General features: G+C 37.2%; 14 protein-coding genes. 5 read left to right on the top strand and 9 right to left on the bottom strand.

The genetic code is table 11. From position 1 onward, the window contains the following. Positions 1–46: 46 nt before the first annotated feature. Both CQ022_RS01885 and CQ022_RS01880 read right to left on the bottom strand, forming a co-directional pair. Positions 47–2,200 (bottom strand): alkaline phosphatase PhoX, encoded by a 2,154-nt coding sequence (locus CQ022_RS01885; protein ID WP_105682613.1) that lies wholly within the window; start codon positions 2,198–2,200, stop codon positions 47–49. A 394-nt stretch (positions 2,201–2,594) separates the two neighbouring features. Further along, positions 2,595–4,424 (bottom strand): cytochrome-c peroxidase, encoded by a 1,830-nt coding sequence (locus CQ022_RS01880; protein ID WP_105682614.1) that lies wholly within the window; start codon positions 4,422–4,424, stop codon positions 2,595–2,597. Positions 4,425–4,655: 231 nt separating this feature from the next. Here CQ022_RS01880 and CQ022_RS01875 point away from each other — a divergent pair, with 231 nt between their 5' ends. Beyond that, the gene (locus CQ022_RS01875; protein ID WP_105682615.1) at positions 4,656–5,141 is read left to right on the top strand and encodes a hypothetical protein; all 486 of its coding nucleotides are present in this window, start codon (positions 4,656–4,658) and stop codon (positions 5,139–5,141) included. 27 nt (positions 5,142–5,168) lie between these two features. Next, on the top strand, positions 5,169–6,023 hold the full coding sequence (locus tag CQ022_RS01870; protein WP_105682616.1) for a nucleoside phosphorylase: 855 nt from the start codon (positions 5,169–5,171) through the stop codon (positions 6,021–6,023). A 321-nt stretch (positions 6,024–6,344) separates the two neighbouring features. Here the strand turns inward: CQ022_RS01870 and CQ022_RS01865 are convergent, their stop codons facing one another. Together CQ022_RS01865 and CQ022_RS01860 are read right to left on the bottom strand one after the other, a co-directional pair. After that, on the bottom strand, positions 6,345–7,106 hold the full coding sequence (locus CQ022_RS01865; protein WP_105682617.1) for an NAD-binding protein: 762 nt from the start codon (positions 7,104–7,106) through the stop codon (positions 6,345–6,347). Next, on the bottom strand, positions 7,103–7,531 hold the full coding sequence (locus CQ022_RS01860; protein WP_105682618.1) for a MarR family winged helix-turn-helix transcriptional regulator: 429 nt from the start codon (positions 7,529–7,531) through the stop codon (positions 7,103–7,105). The genes CQ022_RS01865 and CQ022_RS01860 overlap by 4 nt, the downstream gene beginning before the upstream one ends. Before the next feature lie 163 nt (positions 7,532–7,694). Between CQ022_RS01860 and CQ022_RS01855 the strand changes: the two genes are divergently transcribed. Next, positions 7,695–7,961, top strand: a complete 267-nt coding sequence (locus CQ022_RS01855) for a hypothetical protein (protein WP_123864373.1) — start codon at positions 7,695–7,697, stop codon at positions 7,959–7,961. A 77-nt stretch (positions 7,962–8,038) separates the two neighbouring features. Here CQ022_RS01855 and CQ022_RS01850 read toward each other — a convergent pair whose 3' ends face one another. After that, complete coding sequence (locus CQ022_RS01850; protein ID WP_165791653.1) at positions 8,039–9,316, bottom strand: hypothetical protein; 1,278 nt, start codon at positions 9,314–9,316, stop codon at positions 8,039–8,041. Between the two features lie 252 nt (positions 9,317–9,568). Then, positions 9,569–10,129 carry a DNA-3-methyladenine glycosylase I gene (locus tag CQ022_RS01845; protein WP_105682799.1) on the bottom strand — a complete coding sequence of 187 codons (561 nt, stop codon included), beginning with the start codon at positions 10,127–10,129 and terminating at the stop codon, positions 9,569–9,571. 139 nt (positions 10,130–10,268) lie between these two features. On the opposite strand from CQ022_RS01845, the gene CQ022_RS01840 reads away from it, so the two are divergent. Next, a complete protein-coding gene (locus CQ022_RS01840) occupies positions 10,269–10,568 on the top strand; it encodes a hypothetical protein (protein WP_047384507.1) in 300 nt (99 codons plus the stop codon). A gap of 120 nt (positions 10,569–10,688) precedes the next feature. Beyond that, entirely contained in the window at positions 10,689–11,498 is an 810-nt protein-coding gene (locus CQ022_RS01835) for an enoyl-ACP reductase (protein WP_034697597.1), read from the top strand. Positions 11,499–11,651: 153 nt separating this feature from the next. On the opposite strand, the gene CQ022_RS01830 is transcribed toward CQ022_RS01835, so the two are convergent. The 3 genes from CQ022_RS01830 to CQ022_RS01820 form a co-directional block, all read right to left on the bottom strand. Next, on the bottom strand, positions 11,652–13,091 hold the full coding sequence (locus CQ022_RS01830) for a glycoside hydrolase family 30 protein (RefSeq protein ID WP_105682621.1): 1,440 nt from the start codon (positions 13,089–13,091) through the stop codon (positions 11,652–11,654). Between the two features lie 40 nt (positions 13,092–13,131). Then, positions 13,132–13,941, bottom strand: a complete 810-nt coding sequence (locus CQ022_RS01825; RefSeq protein ID WP_105682622.1) for a family 16 glycosylhydrolase — start codon at positions 13,939–13,941, stop codon at positions 13,132–13,134. Positions 13,942–14,023: 82 nt separating this feature from the next. After that, positions 14,024–16,246, bottom strand: coding sequence for a glycoside hydrolase family 3 N-terminal domain-containing protein (locus tag CQ022_RS01820; protein WP_105682623.1), 2,223 nt, complete (start codon positions 16,244–16,246; stop codon positions 14,024–14,026). Positions 16,247–16,248 lie beyond the last annotated feature (2 nt).

The following is a 16,248-nucleotide window of genomic DNA, read 5'->3' as shown; positions in this document are numbered from 1 at the left end:
GTCTGCCAGCAACAAAAGTCACTGACAGACAAGAATTATAAATAATTTATTTCTTTAAAAGTTTAACTGTTTTCTGGAAACCTCCTTCTGCTTCAATATTTAAAACTAAAACACGAGATCCTTCCAACTGTTGCGTAAAATCAAGATCCAATACTTTGTTGGTCCCGTTGAACTTCTTTGTATAAACGATTTTTCCGTCCATGCTGTAAGCTGTTACAGAAATATCTTTCAATCCTTTTGCAGAATTGATTTTCACGATTCCTGAAGTTGGGTTTGGAGCTACTGTTACTGTATTTTCTTCAATTTTACTATCAATAGTTCCTAAAGTTCCTTCAATTCCCAGGTTGTTTTTAAGGGCAATTACAATTGTTGCTGATTTTCCTTTATAATCAATTGTATTCCCTGTTGCATCTACATCTGTAGAAATGGTTGAATCCGGATGCTGAATAGAGAAGAAACCGAATTTGTGATCAGGAGTAAATGTAAGTCCTGTAGGCTCTGAACCTGCCGGCATGGAAGCAAATAGTCTTACTTTAGGGTTTGCCGGTGTATGATCCGGAGCAATTACCCAGATATAGTTTTTACCACCATCCTGAAGTACCCAAAGGTTTCCAAGCTCATCAAAAGTAAGGTTGTCATTTCCGTCTCCCCAGGCTTCAGATTTCATTCCCTGAGCAGTATTGAAAGAATATACAGAAGAACCTCCTCCTACAAATGTTTCCACCTGAGAAGCGGTAGTTCCGTTATCCTGTAAACGGTATACTCTGTCTAATCCTTTTGCAGTAAAATAGATTCTGCCATCCAGAGGGCTGATATCAACATCTTCAACTCCATTGAATTTTGTACCTCCCACAGTCAGAGCATTATTATTGGTATTATTCTGATCTGCTTGTGTTTTGTTCGGAACCTGAATCCATGTCGCTGTAGTTCCTACCGGATCTCCTGCAGTTGTTAATCCCTGATCTAATTTTAACACATAAAGGTTTCCTGAAGAAAGATCATTTGGAGTATCCATTACATATTTGTATACCATGTGAGTTCCTCCGTCTTCTCCATAATACGCTATAGTTCCTGCATTATTGATTACTACGTTTTCGTGGTTCATGATTCCCATCTGCCACAGTTTCCCTTTGGTACCATTAGCATTTTTAGAAATAACCTGTGCTGTTGCAGGATCAATCTCCACTAACCAACCATAATCTTTATAACCATCATTGTTCACATCATTGGACGTAACCGATTCTTCTGCCGTCACTACAGTTCCCCATGGAGTAATTCCTCCTGAACAGTTTCTGATGGTCTGTACTAAACTTGGATCTGAGAAACTTACCGCTCTTGATTTTGTCAGCTGCCAAAGTTTTGAAGTCGCGTTATAGTTAATCTCTGCCATGGTAACTCCTCCAGGATTGGTTTCATGGTTTACAGAAAGATATCCATTGGTACTGCTTCCTGTTTTGGGAACATAAGCTGTAAAGTCATTCTGACCTCCTACCAGTCCGCCTCCTTCGGTATAGCTGTCTCCTTCTTTTAGAATAAGCTGGTATTTGTGTTCAGCAGGAATGATCAGTTTATTGGTCTGTGCTGTAGGAACAATTGAAGTAAAACAGCTGATATGTGTTCCGTTACAAGTTACGGGAGTTGTTGTATTGGTTGTTGTTTTCAGGTAAGCATCAATTCTTAAATCTGAACTGGTTGTACTTCTGTTATGCAGCTCAATAGAAAATCTGTTGACCCCGTTTACAAATTTTGACTTTGGAATAGAGAAAATATTATAAACGCTCTCTGCTGCCCCATCAATAGTAGTACTAGAGAAAGTATTGAATGTTACAGCACCCGCAGGCATATTATCTCTTACCACTTCTTCTCCGTTAAGGTATACAATGATACCGTCATCTCTCATTACTCCAAGTTCCATAGTATCGGAAAGTGTTGAAAGATCTACCGTAAAATCCTTAGCAAAATAAGCGGTAGTAAGCCCTGAATTGATCGTCGTTGTTACAGGATCCCCATACCCTAACGGACCATTTCCAACGGACCATCCAGAAATATCATAGGTCTGTGCATTCCAACCAGCTGGCTGCGCCTGATTATTATCCTTATAACTCCAAGATGCATTCTTATTGAATATCAGAGTCTGCGCCTGAATACCAGAACTGGCCAGTATAGCCAAAGCTCCCACTGTTAGTAGTTTTTTCTTCATTTTTTATTTGATTTATTAGACCTTGCAAAACTATTTTTTTAGCGCTTTTTCTCTGTTAATAGGATTTTAAATCTAAATCGCTAAATATTAACTTATCAAAAACCTAATGTTAAGGGGATTAATTTTTTGTTAAATGATGCGGGGGCTCAAGGGTTGGAGAGTTTGAGTATGGAAGTGTTGAAGGGTTTTTAGAGTAAAAGGTAAGAGGTGCGAGGTTTGGGATTCGCACAGAAAGTATAGGATAAAAAAAATTTTACAATCATATGTATGAATAGAAATAATCCACCTCCAACTATCCATCATAAAGCTCGAATCACACTTGCCCTTAACTCGAAACCCGAATCTCTACCCTCTCACTCTAAAACCCTCCCACACTAAAACTCTCCAACTCCACCTACTTCGCTTTACTCACATCTGTAAGTGCATTCAGGAAGGCTATGATCTGTTTTATTTCTGTTTCGGTAAGGTTTAATTTATCTGGTGCAAGGGTTTGGTTTTTCATTTTTAATCCTAACCCTTCTCCACCACCTTCGTTATAAAAATCAAGGACTTCTTCTAATGTGTTGAAAGCTCCATTGTGAAAATAAGGTTTAGTAAGAGCAATATTTCTCACGGTTACTGTTTTGAAAGAGTAATCATAAATCCATGATTTTTCTTTTTTTACCGGACTGTTTCCTCTTCCTAAATCCTGGTCAAGCTCTACAGGAAGCTGTTTGATCGGTCGGGTTGGTATTCCCAATACTTCAGATTCATTTTCATTAAAAAACGGAGGTACCAATCCTGAAAAATGAGGGGCAAAATGACAGGTTGCACAATTGGCTTTTCCCATAAACAGATTGAATCCTTTTTTCACATCATCAGAAACATTCTTTTCATTCCTCATGAAACGGTCAAAATCACTGTCAAATGAATATAATGAAGCTACATAAGAACTTAATGCTTTTGAAAAATTCTCTTTACTGATCTTTCCATCTTTGAAAGCTGCACGAAAAGCCTTTTTATATTCAGGTTTTGTTTTTAGTTTCTGAATAATATTTTCATAGCTCGTATTGAATTCCTGTTCATTATAAATGACGTGTTCTGCCTGCTGTTCAAGGTAAAAAGCACGAAGATCGTAGAAAAACCTTTTGGCAAAAACAGCATTATATAAAGACGGAGAGTTTCTCAGAACCGTTTTTCCTTCCACATTGCTTTGCGATTTGGTGGTAAGGTCTGTAAAGGCATTTTCCTGAAGGTGGCAAGTCGCACAACTCATTTTTCCGTTTCCACTTAAGTTCTGATCATAGAAAATAGATTTTCCAAGATTGCGGAGTTCCGGATTATCTTCTGAGGATTTTAGTAAGGTATAAAAGTAAGGATCTAAAAAATCACTGCTGAAAAAGTTTTTGTTTCCCACATTCCAGCCTGAAAATTCTTTAAGATCATCAGGTCTTCCATCCCATTTCCCCAACTCTTCATACAAAGGCTGTACATATTTTTTATAAAACTCGATCCTGTCGAAAGTTTCAAAATCTGTATTTTTTGAAAGGTAATGAATTGCTTCTGTTAAAATCTGGTCAGCCTTCTGCGTATTATAATTTTTAAAATAAAGATCATCATTGATGTATTTCTGCATTCCGGAAAGAGCATGGCTTGTTTCTTCGGAAATATTCAGTGAACCCGGTGTATCAAAACCTGATACACCAAGTGAATAGATCCTGATCAGTTCTATACGTAACGGTAAGGTCTTATTATTCCCTTTACTCAGTCCATTTTTTAATGCACTTAAATAAAACCCGGCATAACTGTTATACAAAAAAGTAGTAATCGTTTTAATCTTTTCCTTTTCATTTCCTGCTTCGTCAGAAAATATAAGTTCATCCAACACCTGTAATCCTTCAGGCGGAAGAGTGTATGATGATGTCCCTGCAGCTTCAATATGAAATAAAGGAGCTGCATTCAAATGGGTTTTCGTAAATTCAGGATAATGGTAGGCAACATAGAATTCTATTTCCTTAAATGAGTTTCTTGTACTGCTTAGTGATTTCTGTAATTCGGCGAGGGAAATACGGTCTTCGGAGAACTTATCGGCGTCTGATTTCAGCTGCTCAAGTTTGGTTTTAAAGTCGGACAACCCTTTATTAACAAATGTATTTTCGCTTTCTTTTCCTTTATAAACAGGATTAAAAGACATTACTGCAAATCCTATCAGAAGGACGATTACAAGCAGTGGATAAGATCTCATGAATTTTTAGCGGCAAAACTATTAATCTGATGTTATCTCAGTTTTAATAGCAGATTAAATAATGTTTATATTTCTGCTATTATATTTTTCACTAATTTTAAACCCCGAAATCAATTCATTATTCTAAAATAAAGCGGTTCTTCGAAATACCGGAAAAAATAATGGCGGAAGATTATTGGGAGAGGATTTTTTAAACTAAATTCAACACATCAAAAAAACTAAAATAGGAGTATGAAAACAAAACTATGGTTTGCTGTTGCAGCAAGTTTCCTTTCGCTTACTGCATTTTCACAGAAAAAAAAGCAACCGGAAAAACAATCCGGAAAGCAGCAGGAGATGGCTGTATATGCCGAGAAAAGAGGTTCTGATTATTATTTGATCCGTCTGGAAAAGGATAAAAATATACCTAATGTTTATCTGTATTCCAACGGAGTTACCAAGCGTTATAAAGATTATACTGATCTGAAGGATATTGTGATGGAATTCCCGGGAATGATGACTTCCAACAATTCAACGAAGGAAGAACTGATTTCTATTCTTAAAAAAGATGATCACTTCTACGAAATCACTTCCCAGAGGAAAGATCCTAAAAACATTGAAAAAACTGTTGTTACCGTATACGAGGTAATGAACGGCCAGAAAAGGATTGTAGAAGAATACAATGATATCTACGAGGTTATGGCTTCTCCTTATAAAGAAGCTATTATGATTAATTAAAAAACTTAAAAAAAATATATACCTATTATGCTAAACAAACTTGCAGCCTCAGAACTTGTTCTGAATGAAGACGGAAGTGTATATCATCTGAATCTTTTACCCGAAGACATTGCTGACAAAATCATCCTTGTGGGTGATCCTGACAGAGTGGCAAAAGTTTCAAAATACTTTGATACCGTAGAGATCAAAAAAAATAAAAGAGAATTCTATACGCATACAGGAACGATTCGCGGGGAAAGAATCACAGTAATGTCTACCGGTATCGGAACAGAAAACATCGATATCGTAATGAACGAACTGGATGCCCTGGTAAACATCGATCTTAAAAATAAAGAATTTAAAACTGAGCATAAGGCTCTTGAACTATTCCGTATGGGAACTTGTGGAAGTGTAAACCCGGATGTTCAGGTTGACAATATGCTGGTTACCCAGAATGTAGTAGGTTTAGACGGTCTGATGCATTTCTATCAGGACTACAACTTCGAAAATGAGTTTTCTAAAAGCTTTTTAGAAAAATTCCCTTACGAAAAAATCAAGCCTATGCTTTATTTCTCAGACTGGGCAGCAGAAATGGGTGACTATTACAAAGATGCCAAATACCATGGAAATACTGCAACTTTCCCGGGATTCTATGCGCCACAGGGAAGACAGCTTCGTTTAAAAGCAGTAGATGATCAATTCCTGGAAACATTAAATGATCTTGGAATCACCAATTTTGAGATGGAAACATCAGCAATCTATGCTCTTTCAAAATTATTAGGACATAAAGCCATTACCGTAAATAACGTTATTGCCAACAGAAGACGTGGAGAATTCTCTGCAGACCACCATGCTTCTGAGAAAAACCTTATTGAATGGGTATTGGAAAGAATTATCAAATAATCAATTTTGTTTATGATAAAATAAAAAACTCCGGAAACTTTTTCCGGAGTTTTTTTATAGGTTTTGGCTAAAGCCTATGGAATTTGATTTATTTTGAAAACGAGCTTCCTTCGTCTACGCTCTGGATTATAAGTCGTTCCAATTGAATTTGTACTGTAGAATTTTGTTCTTTCCACCATGAATGCAGCTCATCACTCACCTTGTCATTCCATAGGAATCTAAATACAAAAGTTTAAAAATAACGTAGAGATTCCTACGGAATGACAAAGGTGTTGAAAGAAATTTCGTAAGCAAAAATGGGTTAAAACCGATGGTCAATAATTACAAATGAAACGTTCTCGGATCCGGATACTGAAATACATAATCCAGCTCTGAAACCAGTTTTGAAGACAAGACCTTCTTACCTTTTACTTCGAAAACTTCCTCATCAGGTATATTTTTCTGTGCATTAATCACCTGGCTTTTTGCAGGATGAATCGGGGCAGTAACATTATAAAGTTTAGCTCCAGTTTTCTTTTCAATCATTTGTGTGATGATGGCACTGATATCAGCATAATGAATATGATTCACTGCATGATCAAGATTTCCTACATTATAGTTTTTTAAAAGTCTGTTGTCTCCCATCAGGCCTCCAAGCCTCAGAATATTAAGCTGCGGATATCTATTTCTCAGCATTCTTTCCCCTGATACTTTTTCCAAAGGAATATCTTCTTCTGTAAATTCTTTGGGAAGATCGGGATAAACCCCTGTGGAACTCATCAGGAACATCTGTCCTTTAAAATCCCCTATAAATGTTGATAAATTCTGAATTCTATTATACAAAGAACTTACACAACAGCTTTTTTCATTGACAGGAATGGTAATAATTAAAACATCAGCATTCTTAATCTCAGACCATTCATTATAGGGTTCAGCCAGCTGATAATCCGGGAAAGAAGCAAGTACAGCATGAATTCCTTTACTGTTGAGATCCTTTACTTTATTTTCCGTTGTAGTCGTTGCTGCTATGTCGTATTTTCCGGATAAGGAAGAGGCTATTCTTTCTCCCAACCAGCCACAGCCTATAATTCTTATTTTCTTCATATGCCAGAAACAGATTGTATTGTTAATATATTGTCTAAAGAAGCCATTAGCTGGGTCTTTACATCCTCACTCAGATTCATGCACTGCTGAACAGCTTTGGGAATATGTTTCGCTTTTTCTTTAAGCTTTGTTCCATTTTCGGTAAGATTAATCAATACAACTCTTTCATCTTCTGTGCTGCGGGTTCGGATGATCAATCCGTTTTTTTCCATACGTTTCAATAACGGCGTTAATGTTCCGTTATCCAGATGAAGATGTTCACCGATCTTTCCGATCTTCATTCCGCCATGCTCCCATAAAACTGTCATCACAAGATACTGAGGATACGTTAATGAAATTTCATCCAGATAAGGCTTATATAAACCTGTAATATATCTGGAAACAGCATATGTTTTAAAGCATAAATGTTCTGATAAAGGGATCATCGTTTTTTTAGGAACAAATATAGCCCATTTATTTTGTGCACAATATTTTTGTTTAAAATATTTATTTTTTAATGAATGGGCAAAAATGAAATACCGATCAGATTCAGGTTGTGGTTATTTTATTATTTTAGCTCAACTAAAAAACAATAAACTAACCGTGAACATGAAAAACGATAATCAACCTGAAGACCATAAGCTTTCGGAACTCTCTATTGAAGAACTTACAAAAGAAGAAAAAAAACGTTCCGCTGCTCATATTGCATTTTGTATTATTATGGGGATGTTGGTACTAGCCTGCATCTATGTGACAATTAAGAAAGGTTTCAATGGTATAACCCCGCTTCCACTGGCTTTTTTCCCACTCTATCTTATTATCAGGAAAAGCTGGCAAAATGCACGTAAAGAACTTCAGTCCCGTAAGTCTAGTTAAAATGGATGCTATATAAAAAAGGACTTCCAGTCCGGAAGTCCTTTACACCATATCAACTATAATAAAAAACCTATTATTTAAAACTCATTGATCATCACATAAAAATGTCCGGAGTACAAGCTGTTGGCAGTTCCCGAAATATTAGTGAGATTAATTGTAATACTGGAAGCAGAAGTCATCCTAGGATTCGAGATGGAAAATGAGGAATTTCCCGGAAAGTCTCCTGCCGGAGAAACCACCACCACAGCTCTGGTAGAACCGGGTTGATATTCTGCCGGAACAGGAATATCGATTGTTGTCGATTTTCCCGGAGGCAAATTATTGATGGAGATTCCCGGCCATGCTTCAAAACTGATCTGATTTTTCTGCACACTGCCCTTCTCTCCCAATTTAAACTGTCCGCTTACATCCAGTTTCGCTGAGACATTCGGAGTACCAGTACCAATACCTACATTTGCATTATTATTTCCAAGAATAACAGCATTGGCCTGCGAAGTAACCGCTCCATATCCTACTGCTGTGGAATATTGTCCCAACGCATTGGCTTCCGAGCCTAGAGCCGTTGAGTTTTGGCTATTTGTTACCGCATTATATCCTAAAGCAGTTTCACTATTTGTATTTGTTTTTGCATTGTATCCTAATGCTATGGACTGAAATCCGTCCGCTGAGGAGTTATTTCCTATAGCTACAGATTCATTACTGCTGGTCTGGGCATGAAATCCTATGGCTGTAGATCTGAATCCTGCTGCTGTAGTTTTGTTTCCTACCGCTAAAGCTTCATTCCCGGAAACAACTGTTGCGCTTCCAATAGCTATTCCCATAAATGCAGAGCTTGCACTTCCCAAAGCAATCCCATTCTGCCCGGCATTTGATCCTATTCCAAAGCTTACAGAATTATCAACTCCCAGTTTTCCGGCTGTTAAGGCATTTACTTTAAAAATCAGATCATCATATGTTTTTGTTCCCAAAGCCAGGGTTGTATTTGCTCCTCCATAATTTCCCACATTGGTCCCTGTAAGATTCCAGCTTGTTCCATTCTCAATTTTAGTGGGATCACCTCCATTTGCCAAAATTTTGTTCCATTTTGATTCGAACCAGTAATAGAATCCAATTTCTTTCAGAGTGGAGTTTCCATTATTCCAAACAATAAGTCCGTCTGCCGGAGAAGGTACTGTAATATTGTCTGTTGTAGTGGTAAGCGCAATACTTGGAAGAAGTACTCCTTTATTATTTGCGTTAATATGAAGCATCGCAGAAGGGTCCGGATTCGGTAAACCAATCCCAACCTGAGCAAATGTGAAAATACTTATAAAGAATAAGAGAAGTGTATATTGAGGTTTATAGTCTTTTTGCATTACTTGCATTTTTTGCAGTTGCAAATATACAAATTTTCAACAAAATAACAATTATACTGAAAATATCATAATTAAAAACACAACATAGTGATTAAAATTAAATTTACTCACAAAGTAATGAAAAATGTTTAAATATCAATCAGTTATTAAACTAAGTACTCATTAGCATTTGCAAACATCTCCCCTTTTATGCTTAACTTTTTAAATTACATAATTAACAATAAACTTCACTAAATTTTGAATAAAACCAAATTAAATTTTTCTGGTAAAGCAGTTTTTTAAGTGATCATTGATCATTCCGGTGGCTTGCATATGGGCATAAATTACTGTAGAACCAACGAATTTAAAACCTCTTTTTTTAAGTTCTTTGGATATAAGATCAGAAATTTCTGTAGTGGCAGGAACAACAGATAATGTTTCGGGACTGTTGTCAATGGGTTTTCCATCTATAAAGCCCCAGATATATTTGGAGAAACTTCCGAACTCCTGCTGAACTTCCATGAATTTCTGAGCATTGGTGACTGCCGAAAGAATTTTGAGCCTGTTTCTGATAATTCCGGAATTATTCATCAATTCTTCAATCTTTTCATCCGAATACGCTGCTACTTTTTTATAATCAAAATGATCAAAAGCTTTTCTGAAGTTTTCTCTTTTGGATAAAATAGTATACCAGCTCAGCCCGGCCTGAAAACTCTCCAGAATCAGAAACTCAAATAGGGTCTTGTCATCGTAAACAGGTCTTCCCCACTCTTCATCATGATACTTTCGGTAGAGATCATCTTTTTCGCACCAGCCACAACGTATTTTTTCCATAGTTATCATTTTTTTCTAGTTAAAGTTACTACTGATTTTGAAAAATATAACAAAAGATTATGAAAAATTTAACAGAGAGGTTCATTTTTAGGAATGGTTATTGTTTAATTACTGATACCAAACTAAAATTTATACTATTATGAACAATTCAGAGTACAACAAAGCGGAAAATGCAGTAAACAATGTAGAAAATTCTTTACAAAATGCAACGGACAAAGCCAAATGGAAAATCAATGAATTGGCAGACAAGGCTAAAGATTATATTAATGAGAAAAGGGATAATGATCAGGAAGCCAGCCAGGAAGACTGGCTTGACAGGGTAAAAGCTAATGTATCCGATGCTTGGGAGGATATCAAAGATAAAGCAGATGAAGCATGGGAAAAAACCAAAGATGCGGCAGAGGATGTAAAGGCAGAATGGAATAAGAAAACCAATTAGTATTTCAGTCATATAAATATTTTCAATAAAATGGAGTCTTAAATTGATAAGGCTCCATTTTTTATTATGCCATAAGCACAATTATTGTTACATTTGTATTATAATAAACATTAAAAAATTATGTCATACGGTTTACTTAAAGGCAAAAAGGGAATTATTTTTGGAGCCCTTAATGAACAATCTATCGCATGGAAAGTTGCTGAAAGATGTCATGAAGAAGGTGCTGAATTTATCTTATCCAATGCTCCTATTGCTTTGAGAATGGGGGAACTTAATGGTTTAGCAGAAAAAACAGGTTCTGAAGTAATAGGTGCTGATGCAACTTCTATAGAGGATCTTGAAAAACTTTTTGATGCCGCTGTTGCAAAATTTGGAAAAATCGACTTTATCCTTCACTCTATCGGAATGTCTATCAACGTAAGAAAAGGAAAACATTATACAGAAATGAACTACGACTGGTTGGAAAAAGGCTGGGATATTTCCGCTGTTTCTTTCCATAAAGTAATGCGTGTGGCTTGGGAAAAAGACTGTATGAATGAATGGGGAAGTATTTTGGCACTTACTTATATTGCTGCTCAAAGAACATTCCCGGATTATAATGATATGTCTGATAATAAAGCTTATCTGGAAAGTATTGCAAGAACTTTCGGAAACTATTGGGGTGAAAGAAAAGTACGTGTTAATACCGTTTCTCAGTCTCCTACAATGACAACTGCCGGTAGCGGTGTGAAAGGTTTCGGAGGATTCCTTGGCTATGCAGAAGATATGTCTCCACTAGGAAATGCTACGGCTCTTGAATGTGCAGACTACTGTGTAACATTATTCTCTGATCTTACGAAGAAAGTAACGATGCAGAATCTTTTCCATGATGGAGGTTTCAGCAGCTCAGGGGTTACTCAGAAAGTAATCAGCAAGTATGATGCTGAATAATTCATCTAAAAAATAACGAGCTACAGTTTCGTTTACAATACATAAAACCCATGAAATGATTTCATGGGTTTTTCTGTTTTTACATCATTCACAAATAAATCCGGCGGCCTCGAAGAGGCCGCCGGATTCGTCAAAAATAATATTAATATGAAATTATAAAATAACAGTCTGGATAGAATGCGCAGGTGCATTCAATTTTGCTGCTTTTCCTTCTATCCATAGATTGGTTTCGATATCATTGTCTGAGTCGTTCATAATAACGGTTACCAGCTGTCCGTTTTCGTTCATAAATGCAGAAGAGGTCAGGGCTGCTCTGTTGGAAGAACTTCCGATTCTCTGGGCATTCGGTTTGATATATTTTGAGACATGTCCTATATAGTAGTATTCATAGGTATAGAAAACCTCACCGGTTTTGGTGTCTGCAATAATCGGGGCAAAGCAGAAATTTCCTTTGTGATTAGGTCCGCCGGTTTCATCCAACAGAATATTCCAGTCGGTCCATAATGCATTTCCTTTGTTGAAATCATTTAGCATATTTTTGCTGTAGAGTTCTCCCAGGCTTACATCGTAGATTTTATCCATATTGAATTGTTCTTTGCATCCTTCAGTAAAGGCAAGGAATTTATCCGGGAAAGCTCTGTGGGTTTCCGCTAAATTGTCAAAAAGCTGGGTTTTATTGTTCCATGTTTCATACCAGTGATACCCGATACCGTGGGCATATTTTGATGTTTCAGGATCACTTAATGTGGTGGTTGCTCTTTGATAGATAAGATCTCTGTTATGATCCCAGATCATTACTTTTTTATCTTTATATCCGTTTTTCCAAAGGGTTGGTCCGAGATTGTTTTTCAGAAATTCACCTTCTTCTTCAGCGGTATAGATGCAAGATTCCCAGCTTTGGGTAGCCATAGGCTCGTTCTGAACGGTTAAGCCCCAGATATTGATCCCTCTCTTTTCATATTCTTTAATGAATTTGATATAATAATCTGCCCACGTTTGATAGTACTGATTTTCCAATCTTCCCCCTTTATACAAACTTTTATTTGATTTCATCCAGGCTGGCGGGCTCCATGGGGAGAAATAAAACGTAAAATTATTTCCTATAGCCTTTTGAGCTTCTTTGATCATTGGAATTTTATATTTCTCATCGTGAGCAACATTAAAAGTCTTCAGAGAAGTATCATTATCCTCTACATAGGTATAAGAATCACTGGAAAAGTCACAGGAATTCATATTGGTACGAACAACGGTATATCCCAATCCGTTTTTTCCAAAATAGGCATCAAGAATTTCCTTTTGTTTATTTTTTGGCATCTTATAGAAAGTCTCTGCTGAAGCATCTGTAATAGCACCTCCAATTCCTATCAGTTTCTGATATTTAAAATTGGGTGCCACAAAAATACAGGCATCCGTTTCTTTAGGTTGCCCAAACTGCTCAAATTTGACGGGTCCTTTATCCGCCATCTTCTCATTCGCTTTCGAGTTGGTAAGGATTACTTTAGCTGTTTTTCCTGCATTTTTATTCCAATAATTCTGAGCATTAACATTGATAACAACGCCCACTACAAAACAACTTACAATTAGTTTTCTCATGATTTTTTCTGTTTCCGGATCTATCTGATCCTCATTTTCATTATTTATTTTGATAGACTCTTACATAATCTATATAATACTTCTGTGGAAAAACAGCATCATCAATGCCTTCTTTTCCACCCCAGAATCCTCCTACAGCAAGGTTTAAAATGATAAAGTATGGTCTGTCAAAAGGCCAAGCTTCATTATTTTTCTCTTTATTTTCATAGGTGAAAAATTTATGGTCATCGATATACACATCTATCTTTTCCGGTGTCCAGTCTGCTTTATAGACATGAAACTTTTCGCTGGCATCTTTTACAAACAGGGTATCGGTCTTTTGTGTTCCCTGGATATGATTATATTTTTTAGTATGCACAGAAGCATGGATATATCCCTGGTTATAACCCACATGTTCCATGATATCCAGCTCACCATCATCCGGCCATTTTTTCATGTTCTCACTCATCATCCAGATTGCCGGCCAGGTTCCCCGACCTTTAGGAAGTTTTGCCCTGACTTCAATTGTGCCATATTGGAAAGCAAATTTCCCTTTGGTTAAAAGCCTTGCAGAAGTGTATTTATTATTTTCCCAATTTTCTTTTTTAGCCTCAATGATGAGGTTTCCTTTTTCCATTCTGGCATTCTCAAGCCTGTTTTTGGTGTAAAACTGAGCTTCTTCATTTCCAAAACCGCTTCCTCCGGTATCATAATTCCATTGTAATGAATCTGGCAGTCCCTTACCATTAAATTCATCACTCCAAATCAGTGTCCTGCGGGAATCAGGTTTGTGTGAAGCACAGTTGAGAACAGAAAGGAAGAAAGCTCCAGCTGCACAAATTCTGATGAGATTTTTAGCATTGAGATTCATATATATTAGGTTTTAAGTTTTGGCTAAAGCCATTTTTCTGACGTTTTAATGAGCGGGTTAAAACCCGCTCCTATTGAAGAATTTATTTCGTCCAGTTAATTCTTTTGGTCTGCACATGTTGAGAATTGGTTCCCACCATAATATCAAACGCTCCACCTTCCCAGTCAAAATTCAAATCATCATCAAAGAACTTCAGATCTTCAGGAGTCAGTTTAAAATCTACTTTTTTGCTTTCTCCTTTTTTGATGAATACTTTCTGGAAGCCTTTCAGCTCTTTTACGGGTCTTACTACTTTTCCAAAAAGATCTCTGATATAAAGCTGTACAACCTCTTCCCCATCATATTTCCCCGTATTGGAAACAGTAACACTGATGTTCAAAGTCTGATTTCCTGTAAGGGTTGAAGAATTTAAAACGATATCAGAATAGGTAAAATCAGTATAGCTTAAGCCATATCCAAACGGATATTTCGGATCATTATCAAGGTCTATATAGGCTGAAACATAGTTTCTGTCCATATTATTTTTGGCTGGTCTTCCCGTATTGTAATGATTGTAATACACAGGAATCTGACCTTCTGTTCTCGGAAAACTCATTGGGAGTTTCCCACCAGGATTTACAGTACCAAACAGAACATCTGCAATAGAATTTCCGGCTTCTGTTCCCAGCCACCATGTATACATAATTGCAGGAATATTGTCTGATGCCCAGTTGAAAATCAAAGGTCTTCCGGCATTGATCATCAGAATGATTGGCTTACCTGTTTTGGCAATTTCTTTCAGTAAATCTTCCTGAACTCCTGTGAATCCGATACTGCTTCTACTTTTCGCCTCTCCACTCATTGCATGACCTTCTCCCAATGTCATAATCACAACATCTGATTTTTTTGCCGTTTCTATTGCTTCTACAAACTGACTTTTGTCTTGATCATCAACATTACAGCCTTTAGCATATAATAAAGTGGCGTTTTTATCCAGTTGATTTTTAATTCCATCGAATTGTGAAACGATTCTCTGGTTGTCGTCTTTGAAAGCAATAGACCAGAAACCGTGGTTCGCTACAGTCTCTTTACCGAAAGGACCAATCAGAGCCACTGTTTTTACCGTTTTGGAAAGCGGAAGAATATTTCCCTGATTTTTAAGAAGAACAATACTTTTTGATCCGAATTCTCTTCCGAATTTTCTGTTATCCTGATTATTTGTCTGTTCTTTTTGTCTTTTCTCATTACTGAATCTGTAAGGATCATCGAAAAGTCCCATTTCGAATTTCTTTGTTAAAATTCGTCCCGTTGCGTCATCTACCAGTTTGGGATCTACTTTTCCTTCTTTCACCAGTTTTGGCAGTTCTGCCATATAAACACGGCTTTCCATATCCATATCACTTCCACCCTGTATAGCTCTTTCTGCCGCTTCGCTGGCATCTTTGGCATAACCGTGTGGAACCATTTCCCCAATACTACCCCAGTCTGAAACCACAAAACCTTTATAATTCCATTTTCCTTTTAAAAGGTTTCTCTGGATATATTTATGAGCAGTAGCCGGAATTCCGTTAATATCATTGAAGGAATTCATAAAAGTAGCAACACCTGCTTCTGCTGCCGCTTTAAATGGTGGAAGATACGTTTCATTCAGCTGTCTGAGGCTCATATCTACAGAATTATAATCTCTTCCGCCCACAGCTGCTCCATAGGCTGCAAAGTGTTTTGCACAAGCCATCACTGCATCAAGACTTCCTAAACCTCTACCCTGAAATCCTTTGATTCTGGCCAGTCCGATTTTTGTTCCCAGGTAAGTATCTTCTCCGGAACCTTCCATTACTCTCCCCCATCTCGGATCTCTTGCGATATCCACCATTGGAGCAAACGTCCAGTGAATACCGTAAGCGGCGGCTTCTGTAGCAGCTATTCTTTCTGATTTTTCTATCATCCCAAGATCCCAGCTTGCCGCCTGTCCCAGATTCACAGGGAATGTGGTACGATAACCATGAATAACATCCTGCCCGAACAATAAAGGAATTTTCAGTCTCGACTGCATCGCCAGTTTCTGAAATGCTCTGGTTTCCTCTGATCCTGCAACGTTCAGCATGGAACCTACTTTTCCTTTTTTTATTTCTTCCAAAACAGCAGCTGAATTGGAGTGCTGAGGCCCTGTAGCGTATTCAAACCCGCTGTACTGAACCATTTGCCCTACTTTTTCTTCCAGGGTCATTTTAGACAGCAGCTCTGCTACTTTCTGATCAGTTGTCTTTTGTCCGTAGGCATTGAGTCCAAAAGCAGAAAATGCCAGTAAGAAATACACTCTTTTCATAG

Source organism: Chryseobacterium culicis, from assembly GCF_002979755.1.
Taxonomy (GTDB): Bacteria; Bacteroidota; Bacteroidia; order Flavobacteriales; family Weeksellaceae; genus Chryseobacterium; species Chryseobacterium culicis_A.
The sequence above is the reverse complement of the archived record's forward strand: the minus strand, read 5'-3'. Positions and strand labels throughout refer to the sequence as shown.

Excerpts from the sequence above, each read along its gene's own strand:
- CQ022_RS01860 (WP_105682618.1), bottom strand. The coding sequence starts at position 7,531 with ATGATCCCTTTATCAGAACATTTATGCTTTAAAACATATGCTGTTTCC.
- CQ022_RS01875 (WP_105682615.1), top strand. The coding sequence starts at position 4,656 with ATGAAAACAAAACTATGGTTTGCTGTTGCAGCAAGTTTCCTTTCGCTT.
- CQ022_RS01840 (WP_047384507.1), top strand. The coding sequence starts at position 10,269 with ATGAACAATTCAGAGTACAACAAAGCGGAAAATGCAGTAAACAATGTA.
- CQ022_RS01845 (WP_105682799.1), bottom strand. The coding sequence starts at position 10,129 with ATGGAAAAAATACGTTGTGGCTGGTGCGAAAAAGATGATCTCTACCGA.
- CQ022_RS01855 (WP_123864373.1), top strand. The coding sequence starts at position 7,695 with ATGAAAAACGATAATCAACCTGAAGACCATAAGCTTTCGGAACTCTCT.
- CQ022_RS01870 (WP_105682616.1), top strand. The coding sequence starts at position 5,169 with ATGCTAAACAAACTTGCAGCCTCAGAACTTGTTCTGAATGAAGACGGA.
- CQ022_RS01885 (WP_105682613.1), bottom strand. The coding sequence starts at position 2,200 with ATGAAGAAAAAACTACTAACAGTGGGAGCTTTGGCTATACTGGCCAGT.
- CQ022_RS01880 (WP_105682614.1), bottom strand. The coding sequence starts at position 4,424 with ATGAGATCTTATCCACTGCTTGTAATCGTCCTTCTGATAGGATTTGCA.
- CQ022_RS01820 (WP_105682623.1), bottom strand. The coding sequence starts at position 16,246 with ATGAAAAGAGTGTATTTCTTACTGGCATTTTCTGCTTTTGGACTCAAT.
- CQ022_RS01865 (WP_105682617.1), bottom strand. The coding sequence starts at position 7,106 with ATGAAGAAAATAAGAATTATAGGCTGTGGCTGGTTGGGAGAAAGAATA.
- CQ022_RS01835 (WP_034697597.1), top strand. The coding sequence starts at position 10,689 with ATGTCATACGGTTTACTTAAAGGCAAAAAGGGAATTATTTTTGGAGCC.
- CQ022_RS01850 (WP_165791653.1), bottom strand. The coding sequence starts at position 9,316 with ATGCAAAAAGACTATAAACCTCAATATACACTTCTCTTATTCTTTATA.
- CQ022_RS01825 (WP_105682622.1), bottom strand. The coding sequence starts at position 13,941 with ATGAATCTCAATGCTAAAAATCTCATCAGAATTTGTGCAGCTGGAGCT.
- CQ022_RS01830 (WP_105682621.1), bottom strand. The coding sequence starts at position 13,091 with ATGAGAAAACTAATTGTAAGTTGTTTTGTAGTGGGCGTTGTTATCAAT.